Below are 12,911 nucleotides of genomic sequence, written 5' to 3' on the forward strand. Positions count from 1 at the left end.
TATCGTAGAAGAAGGGAGAGGATACAAGATGTTATTGGATGAGAGAAGCGCAGCTTTACTGATTCTTCTTCAACATTCACCTATATCTAAAATGAGTGACTTGGAAATTCAGACAGGACTTACAAGAAGGCAGATTCAATATGCTATCGGGAAAGCCAATGATTGGCTTGAATTTAACAGCTATTCCACTATTCAATTCAATCGGCAAAAAGGTTATTTTTTAACCCAGCCGATCAATGAAGAGGCCTTAAATGTCAAGATGACCAAGAATACATATACTTTTTCCGAAAAAGAAAGGGAAAATTTATTCTACCTGATGATTTTATTGGGGCGGGAAGAATTATCCGTCTATCATTTTCAATCCATAACCGGGCTGTCCCGCAATACAGTATTGACGGATCTGCGGCAGCTTAAGAAGAAAACACAGCAGCTCGACTTAACACTCGAGTATTCGAAGCAAAAAGGCTATGTGATTTCAGGAGATAGCCTGGCCAAGAGGTATGCGGTTGAATACTTGGTCAGTGAGGTATTTAGTAATCCGAATAACCGGGCGATTGTTGAGTGTCTTTGGAAAGATGATGAGCAGCAAATCAAAGCCATTAAAGTTCAGCTCGAACAAATAGAGCAGAAGCTGGGTGTAACATTCACCGATGAAAGGCTTAATGAGTTAAGTTATTTATTTCTTTGCACCGATTTGCTGATTCGAAGAGGCGAGGGCTTGCAGAATGATGATAGTTGGAACCAGCTGGTAGCTACGGATGAATATCGGATGGTTGAACAACTGGCTGAAACATCAGCTTTTCAAGCTCATTGGAGCCAGACGGAAAAACAGTATGCTACGTTGCATTTGTTAAGTATGAACCGGACAAAAGATCTGTCTCCTTTAAAAGAAGACGAAACCATTCAAGTGCTGCTGCAACAGATAGTGGAAGAATTTGAACGGCTGGCTTTTGTCCATTTGCAAGATAAGGAATTATTGTATGAACAGCTTTATATCCATTTCAAACCGGCCTACCACCGGTTGAAATATGGTCTTCCACAAGTCAATCCCATCACCGGCCGGGTACAAAAAGTTTATCCAGAATTGCATCATCTCGTCAGAAAAACTCTTCAAATGCTGGAGAGAAAACTGGGGAAGGCAGTGCCTGAAGATGAAGTGGCCTATTTTACCATTCATTTTGGCGGCTGGCTGCGAAGGCAAGGAACGGCACTTGATGACCGAAAGCGGGCGATCGTCGTATGCCCAAACGGGGTAGGGATCAGCAATATCCTTATCTATACCTTAAGGGAATTGTTCCCGGACATTTTGTTTTTGGATGTGCTGTCTGTCCGTTCAGCCGCGAATTATCAGCTGCCTTACGATCTGGTTTTTTCGACTGTTCACATGAGGACCGATGCCCTTCTTTTTGTCGTACCGCCCATATTGGAAGTGCAGGAAAAGCATTTGCTGCGTCAGCAAGTGATGCAGGAACTGTATGGCTATACAACTGGGAATATTGATGCCGGTTCTTTGTTAAAAATCATTGCCAAGTATGCGACTATTCACAATGCAACAGAACTTGAAACAGCATTGCAATCCAATTTGTACAGCCCTTCACGAAAGCAAACAAAATTTTCATTAAAGGAGGCTGAAAAACCAGTGTTAGGAGAATTACTCACTTTGCAGACGATTCAATTGCACCCCTCTGCGGCGTCTTGGCAGCAGGCCATTCAATCTGCAGCGCAGCCGCTTGTTGAATCAGGAACAGTTGAAGAGCGTTATGTGGAGGCAATGATTGACAGCATCGAAGCGAATGGCCCATATGTCGTCATCACTCCAGGCGTGGCCATTCCACACGCCAGGCCGGAACAAGGAGTCAACTCTTTGTCGATGAGCTTATTGAAATTGGAAGAGCCTGTGGAATTTGCAGCGGACAAGCCAGTGCAGTTGATTATCGTATTGGCCGCATCTGACAGTGACTCGCATTTGCGTGCACTGATCCAACTGACGCAGTTACTTAATGAACCGGCTAATATTAAGCGGATGCTTGAAATCGCAGATAAAACGGAGCTCATGGAATTCATTCATGAAAATTCAAAGGAGGAAACACAATGAAGAAGATTATGGTAGTATGCGGAAACGGTTTAGGAAGCAGCTTTATTATGGAATTGAATGTCAAGAAAGCCTTGAAAGAAATGGAACATACAGCAGAAGTGGACCATACGGATCTGACTTCAGCCAAATCGGAGCAGGCCGATATCTTTATTGGAGCAGGAGACATCATCGGCCAGCTTGACGACGGAAAACGGACGCTTGTATCACTGGAGAATATGATGAGTATTCCGGAGATTAAATCTAAACTAGAACCGCATTTCCAATAAAATTCATATCAAAGGGATGAGAATCAATGCTTGAGCTAATTATGACAGACATTTTAGGGACACCTTCCATTCTCGTCGGGCTGTTTGCGCTCATCGGGTTGCTGTTGCAGAAGAAGTCCAGCGCGGATGTAGTATCTGGAACACTGAAAACAGTAATGGGTTTTATCATCATTGGCGCAGGAGCGGCAGTATTAATCGGAGCGCTTGATATATTCGGCAAAATGTTCGATCATGCCTTTAATGTACAGGGCGTCATTCCGAATAACGAAGCCATCGTAGCGACAGCCCAAGGCAGCTACGGGACATCGACTGCTATGATCATGGTTTTTGGGATGATCTTCAATATTATTTTGGCTCGTATCACACCATTCAAGTATATTTTCCTGACAGGCCATCATACGCTGTTTATGGCTTGCTTATTGGCTGTTACCTTGTCAATCGGTGGATTATCCGGCATACCGCTTATTGCAGTCGGATCCGTTTTGCTGGGGGCGTGTATGGTTCTGTTTCCTGCCTTGCTGCAGCCATTCGTGCGCCAAATCACAGGAAGCGATGATTTTGCCATCGGCCATTTTGGATCTGTCGGCTACTTCATTTCTGCAACAGTCGGAAAATGGGTAGGCAATAAGGAAAAGACGACCGAGCAAATCAAAGTGCCGAAATCATTAGGGTTTTTACGGGATACATCGGTTGCGGTATCTTTGACGATGACAGTGTTCTTTGTAATCGTGGCATTATTTGCCGGACAGGAATATATTGAAACCAATCTTTCCGGCGGTTCCAATTTCATTGTATTTTCTTTCATTCAGGCCATTACATTTGCTGCAGGTGTATACATAATTCTTGCTGGAGTACGGATGCTAATCGCTGAAATCGTTCCAGCGTTCCAAGGAATTGCCGATAAACTAGTGCCGAATACCAAACCGGCATTAGATTGCCCGACAATTTTTCCATTTGCTCCAAACGCTGTAATCATCGGATTCCTATTCAGTTTCTTAGCCGGTCTTTTGGCGATGTTCGTTCTTCCTTCGCTTAGTCTGAGTGTGATTGTTCCGGGACTCGTTCCGCATTTCTTCACGGGTGCCGCTGCGGGTGTGTTCGGAAATATCACAGGCGGCCGACGAGGCGCTATGGCCGGCGCATTTGCCAATGGACTTTTGATCAGTTTTATACCAGCAATCCTGCTGGTGCTGATGGGAGACATCGGTTTCGAAGGAACAACATTCGGGGATTCTGATTTCGGTGTCATCGGGATAGTGATCCTCAGCTTCATGAAATTTTTGGGATTGTCTTAATTTCACAAAGCCACCATCTTTCTTTAAAGATGGTGGTTTTTATTTTGGGTGGCAGGTAGGTATTATTGGGTATAATAAAACAAACGGGATTGCTGAAAAGGAGTTTTAGAATGGGCTATGTCGAGGATTTGAGAGTAATGATCGGACACCGGCCGGTGATATTTACAGGAGCTGTGACAGTTATTGCGGATGATAAGGGACGGCTGCTGCTGCAGGAGCGGAAGTTTCCAAAAGGGACTTGGGGGTTGCCCGGAGGATTGATGGAATTGGGCGAATCAACAGAACAGGCAGCCCGGCGTGAAGTGCTGGAAGAAACGGGATTGACGGTCAGCGGACTGCACCTTATCAATGTCTACTCCGGTCCGGATCATTTTGTTGTGGCTGAAAACGGGGACGAATTTTATCTCGTTACCATAGCGTATTATTCAGAAGGCTATGAAGGGGAACTGGTAATTGAGGAATCGGAATCGGTGAGTTTTGAGTTCTTTTTTCCAGATCAATTGCCCGAGAAGATGATTGGCAGCCACCGGGTGATTGTGAAAGAATTTCTGGATAAGCATTATTCAGTTGAAGAGCATAAGAAATAAAAAACGGCACTAAAGAAAAAACTTTTAATGAAAGGTATTTCTTGTACATTCCTTTAGATTAAGTTTACGATTTAACCAAATCATACTTTTAGAAGGAGGAAGAATTTATGGTGACTGTTGAAAAAAGCATCTTGATTGAGCGTCCGATTGATGAAGTTTATCAATATGCAGCAGATCCGACCCGGTGGTATCAGTGGTATGCGGGTTTGTCTGAACCACGTAATTTAAAAGGGCAAGGCGAAACAGGAACTACCATGGATTTGGACTTCAACATTCTTGGAATGCAGCTGCCTGTTATTGTTGCCGTCACGGAAAACTCGCAGAACGGCAACGGATATACTTGGAAAGGCATGGTTAAAGGTTCAATTGATTCCCTTCAAAACTGGACTTATACGCCTGAAGGAAATGGGACGAGAGTCGACTATTTTGAAGAATACGAGGTACCGCATAGTTTATTGATGAAAATGGCTGATAAGCTGATTATTAAAAAGCTGATGAGTAATGCTATGGACCAATCATTGAAAAATTTGAAAGATGTTTGCGAATCATCAAAGACGACAGCTTTATAAAATGTCAGCTGCTCCTGCCAATAAATTTGAGGGGCAGCTGTTTCCTTTTCAGCGAATAAATTCCGGGGGTTAGGGGTATATGTTTAACAATTTAGGAAGTAGGCGAGGGGCGATTAGATGATCAAAGAGAATACAAAAGTCGGCATCACCTTCTTGCTGCTGGGTCTTGGCCTTGGAATTGCGGCTCTGTTCCTTGTCATATTTACGGAATTGGCTGAAGAAGTTATGGAAAATGAAATGAGAAGATTCGACGGGACGATTATCGGTTATTTTAAAGCGATTGATACTCCTTTTTTAGACAGTGCGATGATTTTTATCACTGAGATGGGATCAGTATGGTTCTTAACCACCTTATCTACACTGACAGTAGTGGTCCTGTGGGTTAAGTATAAAGATAAATGGGGCATTCTTTTTTTTCTGGTGGCAGTCGGAATCGGCGGTTTATTGACTAAGATGCTTAAAGGACTTTATGAAAGAGGCCGTCCATCGATCAATCCCGAAATTGATGCAGTTGGCTATAGTTTTCCGAGCGGCCATTCCATGGGTTCCCTTATCTTTTACGGATTTATCATGTATTTGGTAATACGCGGAAATGGAAATGCTCTCTTTAAGTGGGTGTCCATCTTTTTAATGGCTATTTTAGTGACCTTAATTGGCATGAGCCGGGTTTACCTGGGAGCACACTTTCCGAGTGATGTGCTGGCCGGTTTCATAGCGGGCGCCATTTGGCTTATTCTGTGTTTGATTGCGCTTGAATGGATTCAGTGGCAAAGCAAAAGCAGCGTACGGCCGGTATATGCAATCCGTGATATGCTTGTGTCAATACTCAGAGCAGTTAAAAAAAGGTTTCCCGCAAACAAATGATAAAAAGCGGGAAGGCTTAGGCCACTCGCTTTTTTGTTGTAAAGAGCCTTTTCTTCCACTACTCTTATTGTAGCAAAGGATTATAAAGGAGGAGTTGGATGAAAGATTTATCTAAGAAACGTTCTAAGGCAATGTTCATTGATTTTATCGCGGCAACGGCAGCGCTAGCAGTGTTGGAAACAGCGGTGCCAAAGAAAGTTAAAGCCAATCCTGTGTATACCCTAGTGGTGCCGACGCTTGTCGTTTGGGGACTCGAATATGTCCAATTAGCCAAATCCGGGCAGACGCTTGGATACAAAGCCCAAGGGCTGATACTGGAAAGCGAAGACGGCCTTCAGCTCAGCGGCGAACAAATCGCCAAGCGTTTTCTTTACCGGGATCTCAAAAGTCCAATTGATTTGTTCAAAAATCGTGAAGGCTTTGAAAGGCTGGAAGGTGCGAAACTACCGCATGATGTCTATGCCCAGACGATTGTCAGGGAACAACGATCAATTTGAATGATGAACGGCTCAGCCGCTGATTTTGAGAGTTTTCAAAATCAGCGGTATTTTCTTGCCAAAGAAAATTTTGAGGAAATAATCGGCAGTAAGCAATTAGATGTAATGAGACAGGGAATTTGAAATAACGAAAGAGAAAAGGGGGAATAAAGGGTCAAAGACGAACGATAAATGGTCTATTAGTTTCAAATGTTCGTTTATAGGTTGACGATATTCCATCTCGTTGCTATATTAACCAAGTACAATAAATACATATTGATTCTCGTATATGCTCGGTAATATGGTCCGGGCGTTTCTACCAAGTTCCCAAAAATGAACTGGACTACGGGTTAAAGTAGTTGGCATTCCTTCGGCTTGCCAATCCATTATACTTTGACTTTGTGGGTCCGGAATGTAGAGCATATGCTACCTGTTCCGGCCTTTTTCTATTGGTCCAAACACGAGAGTAATTGACAACTAGGAGGAAGACAGTGTGAAAAAAGTAAAAGCACATCAGATTTTAGCCATGATCATGGCCGTATTGCTGGTTCTTGCAGGATGCAATACAACTGCCGAGACAAAAGCGGAAGAAAAGCCGCAGCGGCCTATTCTAATCCAAGGACCAATGCCGATTGAAGCGGAAAAATTTGCGGAACGGCTGGAAAATGTGAAAGTTGAAGAATCCGGTTCAACTTTTGAATTTTACATCGGTACAGTGGAAGGCTATCCGGTAATTGTAACGAAGACAGGCAAAGGTTTCGCAAACACTGGTGCCGCTACGGCCCTAGCAATCGAAAAATACAATCCAGCTGCAATCATCAATCAAGGGACTTCAGGCGGACATGATCCGGCATTAAACGTCTTTGATATTGTCCTCGGCAAGCGTTCTGTAAATATAGGAGCTTTAAAAACGGGTGAGCTGGCAAAAGGCGAAGGCATTGAGCCGACGGAATGGAAGCCCATGGATTTGATGGCTTCGGAAGGCAGTGCCGGAGAAGATCCAGATGCTGAAAATATCCGTTACTACGAAGGTGATAAAGATTTATTGGCTGCGGCCAATGCGGTGAAAGATACGTATTCAAAAGGGAAAGTTGTAGAAGGTACAATCGGTTCTGCTGATTTTTGGAACAATGAAGTGGACCGCATCAACTGGATTCATGAGAAATATGGCACCTCTGTGGAAGAAATGGAAACCGCAGCTGCTGCCCAAATTTCTGCAGCATATGACGTTCCGTTTCTCGGTATCCGGGTTCTATCGAATAACAAGACAAACGACGGTGCCTACAATCCGGATACAGCTTCAGCTAATCAGGATTATGTTTATGAAGTTGTAAAAGAGTACATCTCGGTGCTCTCCACTAAGCAATAATCATATTAATGCATTGCGGGAAAATAAAAACAAAAGCCTTGCAAAGGATGCAGATCCTTTGCAAGGCTTTTTCAGTCAGTGGTTTTTTGGGAAAAAGAGAGCCCTTTTTCAGCCAGTGCCTCGCGAATGATAGCGACTGCTTTGGGGCCGACGCCATGCAGCTTCAACATCTCTTTTTCCGAAACAGTGGTGAATTGCTCCAAACGCGCAAAACCGGCTAACAAAAAGGCACGTGTTGCAGGTTTCCCTATTCCGTGCGGTAAGCTGTGTTCGATTTCTGTTTGATTGTCTGCCATTCTTTATCCCTCCATTTAAATTATTAACAAAAAGTAAAAGACTCCGTCCCTAGCTATGGCTTTCTATTTTCCATTCTTTATGAAGATTCAACTGTGCGGCTTGAATGCATACGCTGGCTCTTTCTGCTTAGCACATTGACAATCAGCACACCGGAAATCGCGATAACTCCGCCAATCAATGATAGGGAAGTTGGAAGTTCATGCAGCCATATCCAAGCTACAAGTATTGCGATTGCAGGCTCCAGGTAAATCATACTTGCAACGGAACTGGCGTTGCTCAAAGACAAAGCCATCGACCAGGTTACGTAAGCGATGGCAGCCGGAAAAATACCGACATACAATGTCGATAAATGAGCTTCTAGTGAAGCGTTTTGCAGCGTTGTGAAGATTCCGGGTGAAAAAATAAAGAACGGCAAAGTCCCAGCCCACGTAAAATAGGCAGTCAACTCAATAGCTGTATAGCGAGTCAACAGATTCTTTTGGAAAACGAAGAATACGGACGTCGCAAAAGCAGCGATCAAGACGAGCAGCGCGCCATTGTTAAGTGTCAACGAAGCTCCGGCAGCTCCAAAAGCGATCAGCACAATTCCGATAAATCCGATGCCGAGGCCAAGCCAGCCAAGCGGAGTCAAACGTTCTTTTAAAACAATAACTGCAATCAATGCAGTGAAAATAGGACCCGAACCGATCAGCATGCCAGCTGTACCTGCTGATATTGTTTCCATTCCGAATGTGACACAAAGGTGGTATACGCTGATGCCAATCCAGCCAAGTGTTAGAATACTGACAATATCGCCTTTACGCGGCAGCCGGAATTTTGTTCCTGGCCACAAGGCATAGACAAGAAATAACGCTGACGCAATTACAAAACGTACGAGCACTAATTGGCCAGCACCATATCCCTCTTGCAGGCTGACGCGAATGGCCGCAAAAGATGAACCCCATATTAAAACTGTGAATAAGGCCAAAGAAAAAGCTTTTGTATTCAAGAAAATTCCTCCATTGATTATTAAGTGGCTGCTTATTCAGCTTTCCCAACTGCATAAGAAAAACAGCCGACTATTTAAAAACAATAGCCTTTATTATAGTCTCAAACTACCCGAATGTCTTTCATTTCAAATGAAGTTTCCCGTGAAAATCACCTTCGCCAGTAATATATTCCAATAGTTCTATTTTTTTATCATGCCTTTTCCTCTATACTTTAAAGGGAATTGAGAGATATGCCAAAGGGGATGGGAATCGATGGCAAAAGAATTTACAGATACAGAGACCAAAAAATTCATCGATGAATTATTGGAAAAGACCAATCATCAAACGGCTGCGAACTGGGCATCGGATTGTGCCGAACGTGTGCTTTCCTATTACGAAAAGCAGCGTCCGCAAGACGAACGGTTAAAAAGAGCCCTTGAAGCTTCCAGGCGATGGGCCAGAGGTGAAATCCGGGTAGGCGATGCCCGAAAAGCAGCGTTTCCTGCGCATGCGGCAGCGCGAGAAGCAATCGGTGAAGCGGCAATAGCTGCTGCCCGAGCAGCGGGACAAGCGAGTTCCACTCCTCATATGATTGGCCATGCCATTCATGCTTCAACATATGCAGTCAAAGCTGTAGCTTTTGAAACGGATTTTGAAGAAGCGGCAATTGCGGAAGAAAGAAATTGGCAATATGAACACCTTAAGGAATTGGTAGGTCCTTAATAAAACTAAAAGAACGGCATCTTTCTAAGTCATTATTGAAAGATGCTGTTCTTTTTAATTTGCTATTTAAACTTTTAAAACATGTCACAGTTAATGTATTTGAAGCAGTTTGTCGCTCAGCGGGGCGGGTAAATTAAAGAAGCAAGGCATAATGTGCTCGTTTTTTAATTTTTGCCAGCTACTCTTTGCACTATAGGTTTATCTTAAAGAAGGAAACAAAGGAGGAAAACTATGGACACGAGTGAGTATCTGATAAAACAAGATGAGAAAGTGGAATTGTCAAACTACAATACCCATGAAAAAGATTGCCCATCAGAAGATGAGCTGCGTGAGCATTTGATTCCTAAAAGCGTCGAGAAATTGAAAGAATTGTATACGAAGCTGCGTGCAGAAGAGGAGAAAGGCATTGTCGTTGTTTTACAGGCGATGGATGCCGCAGGAAAAGATGAAGCCATCAGCTATATCTTTTCTAATTTATCAGCACAAGGCTTAAAAACGACTTCATTTAAAAAGCCTACGGAAGAGGAGCTGAAACATGATTATCTTTGGAGGTTCCATAAAGGTTTGCCTGAAAGAGGGCAGATCGGCATATTCAACCGCTCCTATTATGAAGAAGTAATCGCTCCAAGAGTTCACGATTTGCTGGAGGAGACACCGCTTCCGAATGAATTGATCCATGAGAACATTTGGAAATTCCGTTATCGCCAGATCAATGAATTTGAAAGATACTTAGTAGAAAATGGATTTCCAGTCGTGAAATTCTTTTTTAATATGTCGAAAGAAGAGCAGAAGGAAAGACTGCTTGAGCGGATGAAAAATCCGGAAAAAAACTGGGAATTCTCGTTTAATGATGTAAAAGAGCGGCAGCATTGGGAAGGATACCAGGACATCTTTGAAGATATCATCAACCAGACTTCCACGGATTATGCACCGTGGTATGTGCTGCCAGCTGACAACGAATGGTATTCGCGCTATATCATTTCGGAAGTGATGGTTGAAATGCTTGAAAAAATCAATCCTCAGTATCCGGCAATTTCTGGCGAGGAAAAGAAAAAGCTGGAAGAAGCTATAGCGGCGTTGGAAAATGAATAAGTACGAAAAATTCACCGCTTTAGCAGTTACATATACGGCTAAAGCGGTTTCTTTTTTTAGATAAAAGCCTTAAAATAATGAAAAAAGATTGAATAATCAGTTCATATTCCTTTGCAGGAATATTCCTCTGGAAGTATAATAGGATTATGAAAACACTATTGAATTCACTGGCAGAACCGAACCGTTGGAACATCGTCGAACTATTGAAACAAGGTCCGCTTACCGTTGGAGAAATTGCTGAGAAACTTGGACTCCGGCAGCCGCAGGTATCAAAGCATCTGCGCGTGCTCAGCGAGGCTGGCATCGTGATTGTCCATCCGATCGCAAACCGGCGTGTCTATCAATTGAATCCGCAGCCGTTTCAGGAATTGCAGGAATGGACGGATACGTACCGCCATCTTTGGGAAGATCGCTTCGATCGATTGGATGATTATTTAAAAGAAGTCCAAAAAAACGGAGAGGAGGAAGAAAAGCTGTAAATGCCGGGAACTAGAGCCAAAGAAATCAAACAAATCATAAGGAGGAGTTCCAATGTCAGTCAACAAAGGATCAAATGACGCCTTTACAAGAGTTGAAGGACTGGAAATGGTGATGGAACGGTTTTTCATGGCCCCACGAGAGCTTGTTTTTACGATGCATACTGAACCTGAACACATTAAAAATTGGTGGGGGCCGGTCGGCTGGACAACGACTACTTATCAAATGGATGTCCGGCCGGGAGGGATCTGGCATTATTGCATGCGGTCAGCAGACGGTGAAGAAGCATGGGGAAAAAGCGTCTATCAGGAAGTGGCAAAACCAGAGCGGCTCATCTATGAGGATATTTTTTCCGATGAAAAGGGAAATAATGCTGAAGGTTTTCCGACCATGAAAATCACGGTTGAATTTGTGGAAGAAGGCAATGGAACCCGGGTTGTCAGCCGTACTTTATTTGAAAAAGAGGAAGATTTGAAACAAGTAATGGATATGGGTGTAGTCGAAGGCATGACAGAAACCTTTGACCGTCTGGAACAGTATTTAAATCAGATGTAACAATAAAAGTAAGCAATGCAGTAAAACAGCCGATTTTGAAATGTTCATTTCAAAATCGGCTGTTTTGTCTATTTTAAAGGAAAATTAAATTAATAAGGATGGTTAAAATTATTGAAATAATAATCGAAATAAGAATGCTCCCCATACAAGACATACGCATATTGATCCCACCTTCTTTTATGTTAATGTCTCTTTTCCTGATTTACCTGTTTGTTAAACAATTTTGAGCTTCTAAAGACTGCTTTCTTCATTGCATTCTGTTTTTGAACGCTTTCCATTCCGGCACATTATGTTTGATTAGCGCTGCAGAAAGGGAAAAGATGAACATTCATCGCAAAACGAAACAAACGGAGGAATGTTCATGTCTATTTTTTCGAATGAGGCATTAAAACATAAACATGTTCTAATTACGGGTGCGACTGGAGGCATCGGCTACGAAACTGCAAAGGTGCTAGCTGGAATGGGAGCAAGGCTGACCATTACGGGCAGAAACGAAGAGAAGCTGAATGAGTTGAAACAGCAGCTGATTCCGGTTGTTGGAGAGGAAAATGTCTTCGTTAAAACTGCGGACCTTACAGTTGAAAAAGAACGAGAAGAACTTGTGTTAAGCGCTGATAAAGCACTTGGATTTATAAATGGACTTGTCAATTCTGCCGGCATTGGCGGTGGTGGGGTAGTAGAGGAACTGGATGAGGCTACGGTTGAACGAGTCATGAATGTGAATTTCAAATCCACGCTCTTTTTAACTCAGCTGGTGTATAGCAGAATGCTGGAGAAGAAAGAAGGCGATATAGTCAATTTGTCTTCGCTGTCAGGGCTAAGAGGGACGCATGGAAATACGGCTTATGCCGCCAGCAAATTTGCTGTGATTGGCTGGACGCAATCGATGGCTCTTGAGGCGATTGAACACAAGATCCGCGTCAATGCGGTATGCCCTGGATATGTAGACACGGAAATGGCGTGGAACAGCATCAGAAAGAAAGCGGAAAAGAAAGGTGTTTCTTTTGAGGAAGGGATGAACGAGGCAGCCGCCGCTATTCCATCGGGCCGTATATCAACAACAGAAGAAGTGGCGAACATGATCGCTTTCTTGCTGACGGACGCTGCCCGCAATATTGTAGGTGAAGCAATGAAAATTTCAGGTGGAAACTTTATGAGGTGACGAATTTCCAGGAATTTTGGCCAACAGATGATAGGGAAATAATATTTAGTAGACGGTGCAGCTTCTTGAATTTTGATATGGAAAAGAAGCTGCTCCTTTGCTGTCCGCTTTTCTTA

General features: G+C 43.2%; 15 protein-coding genes and 1 riboswitch. Of the genes, 13 read left to right on the forward strand and 2 right to left on the reverse strand.

The annotated features are described in order from the left end of the window. Positions 1-28 precede the first annotated feature (28 nt). The 8 genes from QWY16_RS04540 to QWY16_RS04575 all read left to right on the forward strand — a co-directional run bounded on the left by QWY16_RS04540 (position 29) and on the right by QWY16_RS04575 (position 7,521). Positions 29-2,095, forward strand: coding sequence for a BglG family transcription antiterminator (locus tag QWY16_RS04540; RefSeq protein ID WP_300991720.1), 2,067 nt, complete (start codon positions 29-31; stop codon positions 2,093-2,095). Then, positions 2,092-2,361, forward strand: coding sequence for a PTS sugar transporter subunit IIB (locus QWY16_RS04545; RefSeq protein WP_300991721.1), 270 nt, complete (start codon positions 2,092-2,094; stop codon positions 2,359-2,361). The genes QWY16_RS04540 and QWY16_RS04545 overlap by 4 nt, the downstream gene beginning before the upstream one ends. A 26-nt stretch (positions 2,362-2,387) precedes the next feature. Further along, on the forward strand, positions 2,388-3,656 hold the full coding sequence (ulaA, locus tag QWY16_RS04550; RefSeq protein WP_300991722.1) for a PTS ascorbate transporter subunit IIC: 1,269 nt from the start codon (positions 2,388-2,390) through the stop codon (positions 3,654-3,656). Positions 3,657-3,766: 110 nt separating this feature from the next. Continuing rightward, complete coding sequence (locus QWY16_RS04555; protein ID WP_300991723.1) at positions 3,767-4,243, forward strand: NUDIX hydrolase; 477 nt, start codon at positions 3,767-3,769, stop codon at positions 4,241-4,243. A 107-nt stretch (positions 4,244-4,350) separates the two neighbouring features. Next, the gene (locus QWY16_RS04560; protein WP_300991724.1) at positions 4,351-4,812 is read left to right on the forward strand and encodes an SRPBCC family protein; all 462 of its coding nucleotides are present in this window, start codon (positions 4,351-4,353) and stop codon (positions 4,810-4,812) included. Between the two features lie 117 nt (positions 4,813-4,929). Beyond that, positions 4,930-5,676: a phosphatase PAP2 family protein gene (locus QWY16_RS04565; RefSeq protein ID WP_300991725.1), complete on the forward strand. Its 747-nt coding sequence runs from the start codon at positions 4,930-4,932 to the stop codon at positions 5,674-5,676. 98 nt (positions 5,677-5,774) lie between these two features. Next, positions 5,775-6,173, forward strand: a complete 399-nt coding sequence (locus QWY16_RS04570) for an RDD family protein (RefSeq protein WP_300991726.1) — start codon at positions 5,775-5,777, stop codon at positions 6,171-6,173. Positions 6,174-6,415: 242 nt separating this feature from the next. Continuing rightward, positions 6,416-6,518, forward strand: a riboswitch (purine riboswitch). Positions 6,519-6,678: 160 nt separating this feature from the next. Further along, a complete protein-coding gene (locus QWY16_RS04575; RefSeq protein WP_300993279.1) occupies positions 6,679-7,521 on the forward strand; it encodes a 5'-methylthioadenosine/S-adenosylhomocysteine nucleosidase in 843 nt (280 codons plus the stop codon). 71 nt (positions 7,522-7,592) lie between these two features. Here QWY16_RS04575 and QWY16_RS04580 read toward each other — a convergent pair whose 3' ends face one another. Together QWY16_RS04580 and QWY16_RS04585 are read right to left on the reverse strand one after the other, a co-directional pair. Next, positions 7,593-7,817 carry a helix-hairpin-helix domain-containing protein gene (locus QWY16_RS04580; protein ID WP_300991727.1) on the reverse strand — a complete coding sequence of 75 codons (225 nt, stop codon included), beginning with the start codon at positions 7,815-7,817 and terminating at the stop codon, positions 7,593-7,595. Between the two features lie 77 nt (positions 7,818-7,894). Further along, on the reverse strand, positions 7,895-8,806 hold the full coding sequence (locus QWY16_RS04585) for a DMT family transporter (RefSeq protein WP_300991728.1): 912 nt from the start codon (positions 8,804-8,806) through the stop codon (positions 7,895-7,897). 253 nt (positions 8,807-9,059) lie between these two features. On the opposite strand from QWY16_RS04585, the gene QWY16_RS04590 reads away from it, so the two are divergent. The 5 genes from QWY16_RS04590 (at position 9,060) to QWY16_RS04610 (ending at position 12,795) form a co-directional block, all read left to right on the forward strand. Continuing rightward, positions 9,060-9,509 (forward strand): putative immunity protein, encoded by a 450-nt coding sequence (locus QWY16_RS04590; RefSeq protein WP_300991729.1) that lies wholly within the window; start codon positions 9,060-9,062, stop codon positions 9,507-9,509. A 231-nt stretch (positions 9,510-9,740) separates the two neighbouring features. After that, positions 9,741-10,601 carry a PPK2 family polyphosphate kinase gene (locus QWY16_RS04595; protein ID WP_300991730.1) on the forward strand — a complete coding sequence of 287 codons (861 nt, stop codon included), beginning with the start codon at positions 9,741-9,743 and terminating at the stop codon, positions 10,599-10,601. 146 nt (positions 10,602-10,747) lie between these two features. Next, positions 10,748-11,080, forward strand: coding sequence for an ArsR/SmtB family transcription factor (locus tag QWY16_RS04600; protein ID WP_300991731.1), 333 nt, complete (start codon positions 10,748-10,750; stop codon positions 11,078-11,080). Between the two features lie 52 nt (positions 11,081-11,132). Further along, positions 11,133-11,633 (forward strand): SRPBCC domain-containing protein, encoded by a 501-nt coding sequence (locus tag QWY16_RS04605; RefSeq protein WP_300991732.1) that lies wholly within the window; start codon positions 11,133-11,135, stop codon positions 11,631-11,633. A 361-nt stretch (positions 11,634-11,994) separates the two neighbouring features. Then, positions 11,995-12,795, forward strand: a complete 801-nt coding sequence (locus QWY16_RS04610) for an SDR family NAD(P)-dependent oxidoreductase (RefSeq protein ID WP_300991733.1) — start codon at positions 11,995-11,997, stop codon at positions 12,793-12,795. Positions 12,796-12,911 lie beyond the last annotated feature (116 nt).

The sequence above is a fragment of the Planococcus shenhongbingii genome, assembly GCF_030413635.1.
Lineage (GTDB): Bacteria > Bacillota > Bacilli > Bacillales_A > Planococcaceae > Planococcus > Planococcus shenhongbingii.

What these genes read in the sequence shown, in the direction of transcription:
- QWY16_RS04540 (WP_300991720.1), top strand. Translation starts at nt 29, where the DNA reads ATGTTATTGGATGAGAGAAGCGCAGCTTTACTGATTCTTCTTCAACAT.
- QWY16_RS04545 (WP_300991721.1), top strand. Translation starts at nt 2,092, where the DNA reads ATGAAGAAGATTATGGTAGTATGCGGAAACGGTTTAGGAAGCAGCTTT.
- ulaA (WP_300991722.1), top strand. Translation starts at nt 2,388, where the DNA reads ATGCTTGAGCTAATTATGACAGACATTTTAGGGACACCTTCCATTCTC.
- QWY16_RS04555 (WP_300991723.1), top strand. Translation starts at nt 3,767, where the DNA reads ATGGGCTATGTCGAGGATTTGAGAGTAATGATCGGACACCGGCCGGTG.
- QWY16_RS04560 (WP_300991724.1), top strand. Translation starts at nt 4,351, where the DNA reads ATGGTGACTGTTGAAAAAAGCATCTTGATTGAGCGTCCGATTGATGAA.
- QWY16_RS04565 (WP_300991725.1), top strand. Translation starts at nt 4,930, where the DNA reads ATGATCAAAGAGAATACAAAAGTCGGCATCACCTTCTTGCTGCTGGGT.
- QWY16_RS04570 (WP_300991726.1), top strand. Translation starts at nt 5,775, where the DNA reads ATGAAAGATTTATCTAAGAAACGTTCTAAGGCAATGTTCATTGATTTT.
- QWY16_RS04575 (WP_300993279.1), top strand. Translation starts at nt 6,679, where the DNA reads ATGATCATGGCCGTATTGCTGGTTCTTGCAGGATGCAATACAACTGCC.
- QWY16_RS04580 (WP_300991727.1), bottom strand. Translation starts at nt 7,817, where the DNA reads ATGGCAGACAATCAAACAGAAATCGAACACAGCTTACCGCACGGAATA.
- QWY16_RS04590 (WP_300991729.1), top strand. Translation starts at nt 9,060, where the DNA reads ATGGCAAAAGAATTTACAGATACAGAGACCAAAAAATTCATCGATGAA.
- QWY16_RS04595 (WP_300991730.1), top strand. Translation starts at nt 9,741, where the DNA reads ATGGACACGAGTGAGTATCTGATAAAACAAGATGAGAAAGTGGAATTG.
- QWY16_RS04600 (WP_300991731.1), top strand. Translation starts at nt 10,748, where the DNA reads ATGAAAACACTATTGAATTCACTGGCAGAACCGAACCGTTGGAACATC.
- QWY16_RS04605 (WP_300991732.1), top strand. Translation starts at nt 11,133, where the DNA reads ATGTCAGTCAACAAAGGATCAAATGACGCCTTTACAAGAGTTGAAGGA.
- QWY16_RS04610 (WP_300991733.1), top strand. Translation starts at nt 11,995, where the DNA reads ATGTCTATTTTTTCGAATGAGGCATTAAAACATAAACATGTTCTAATT.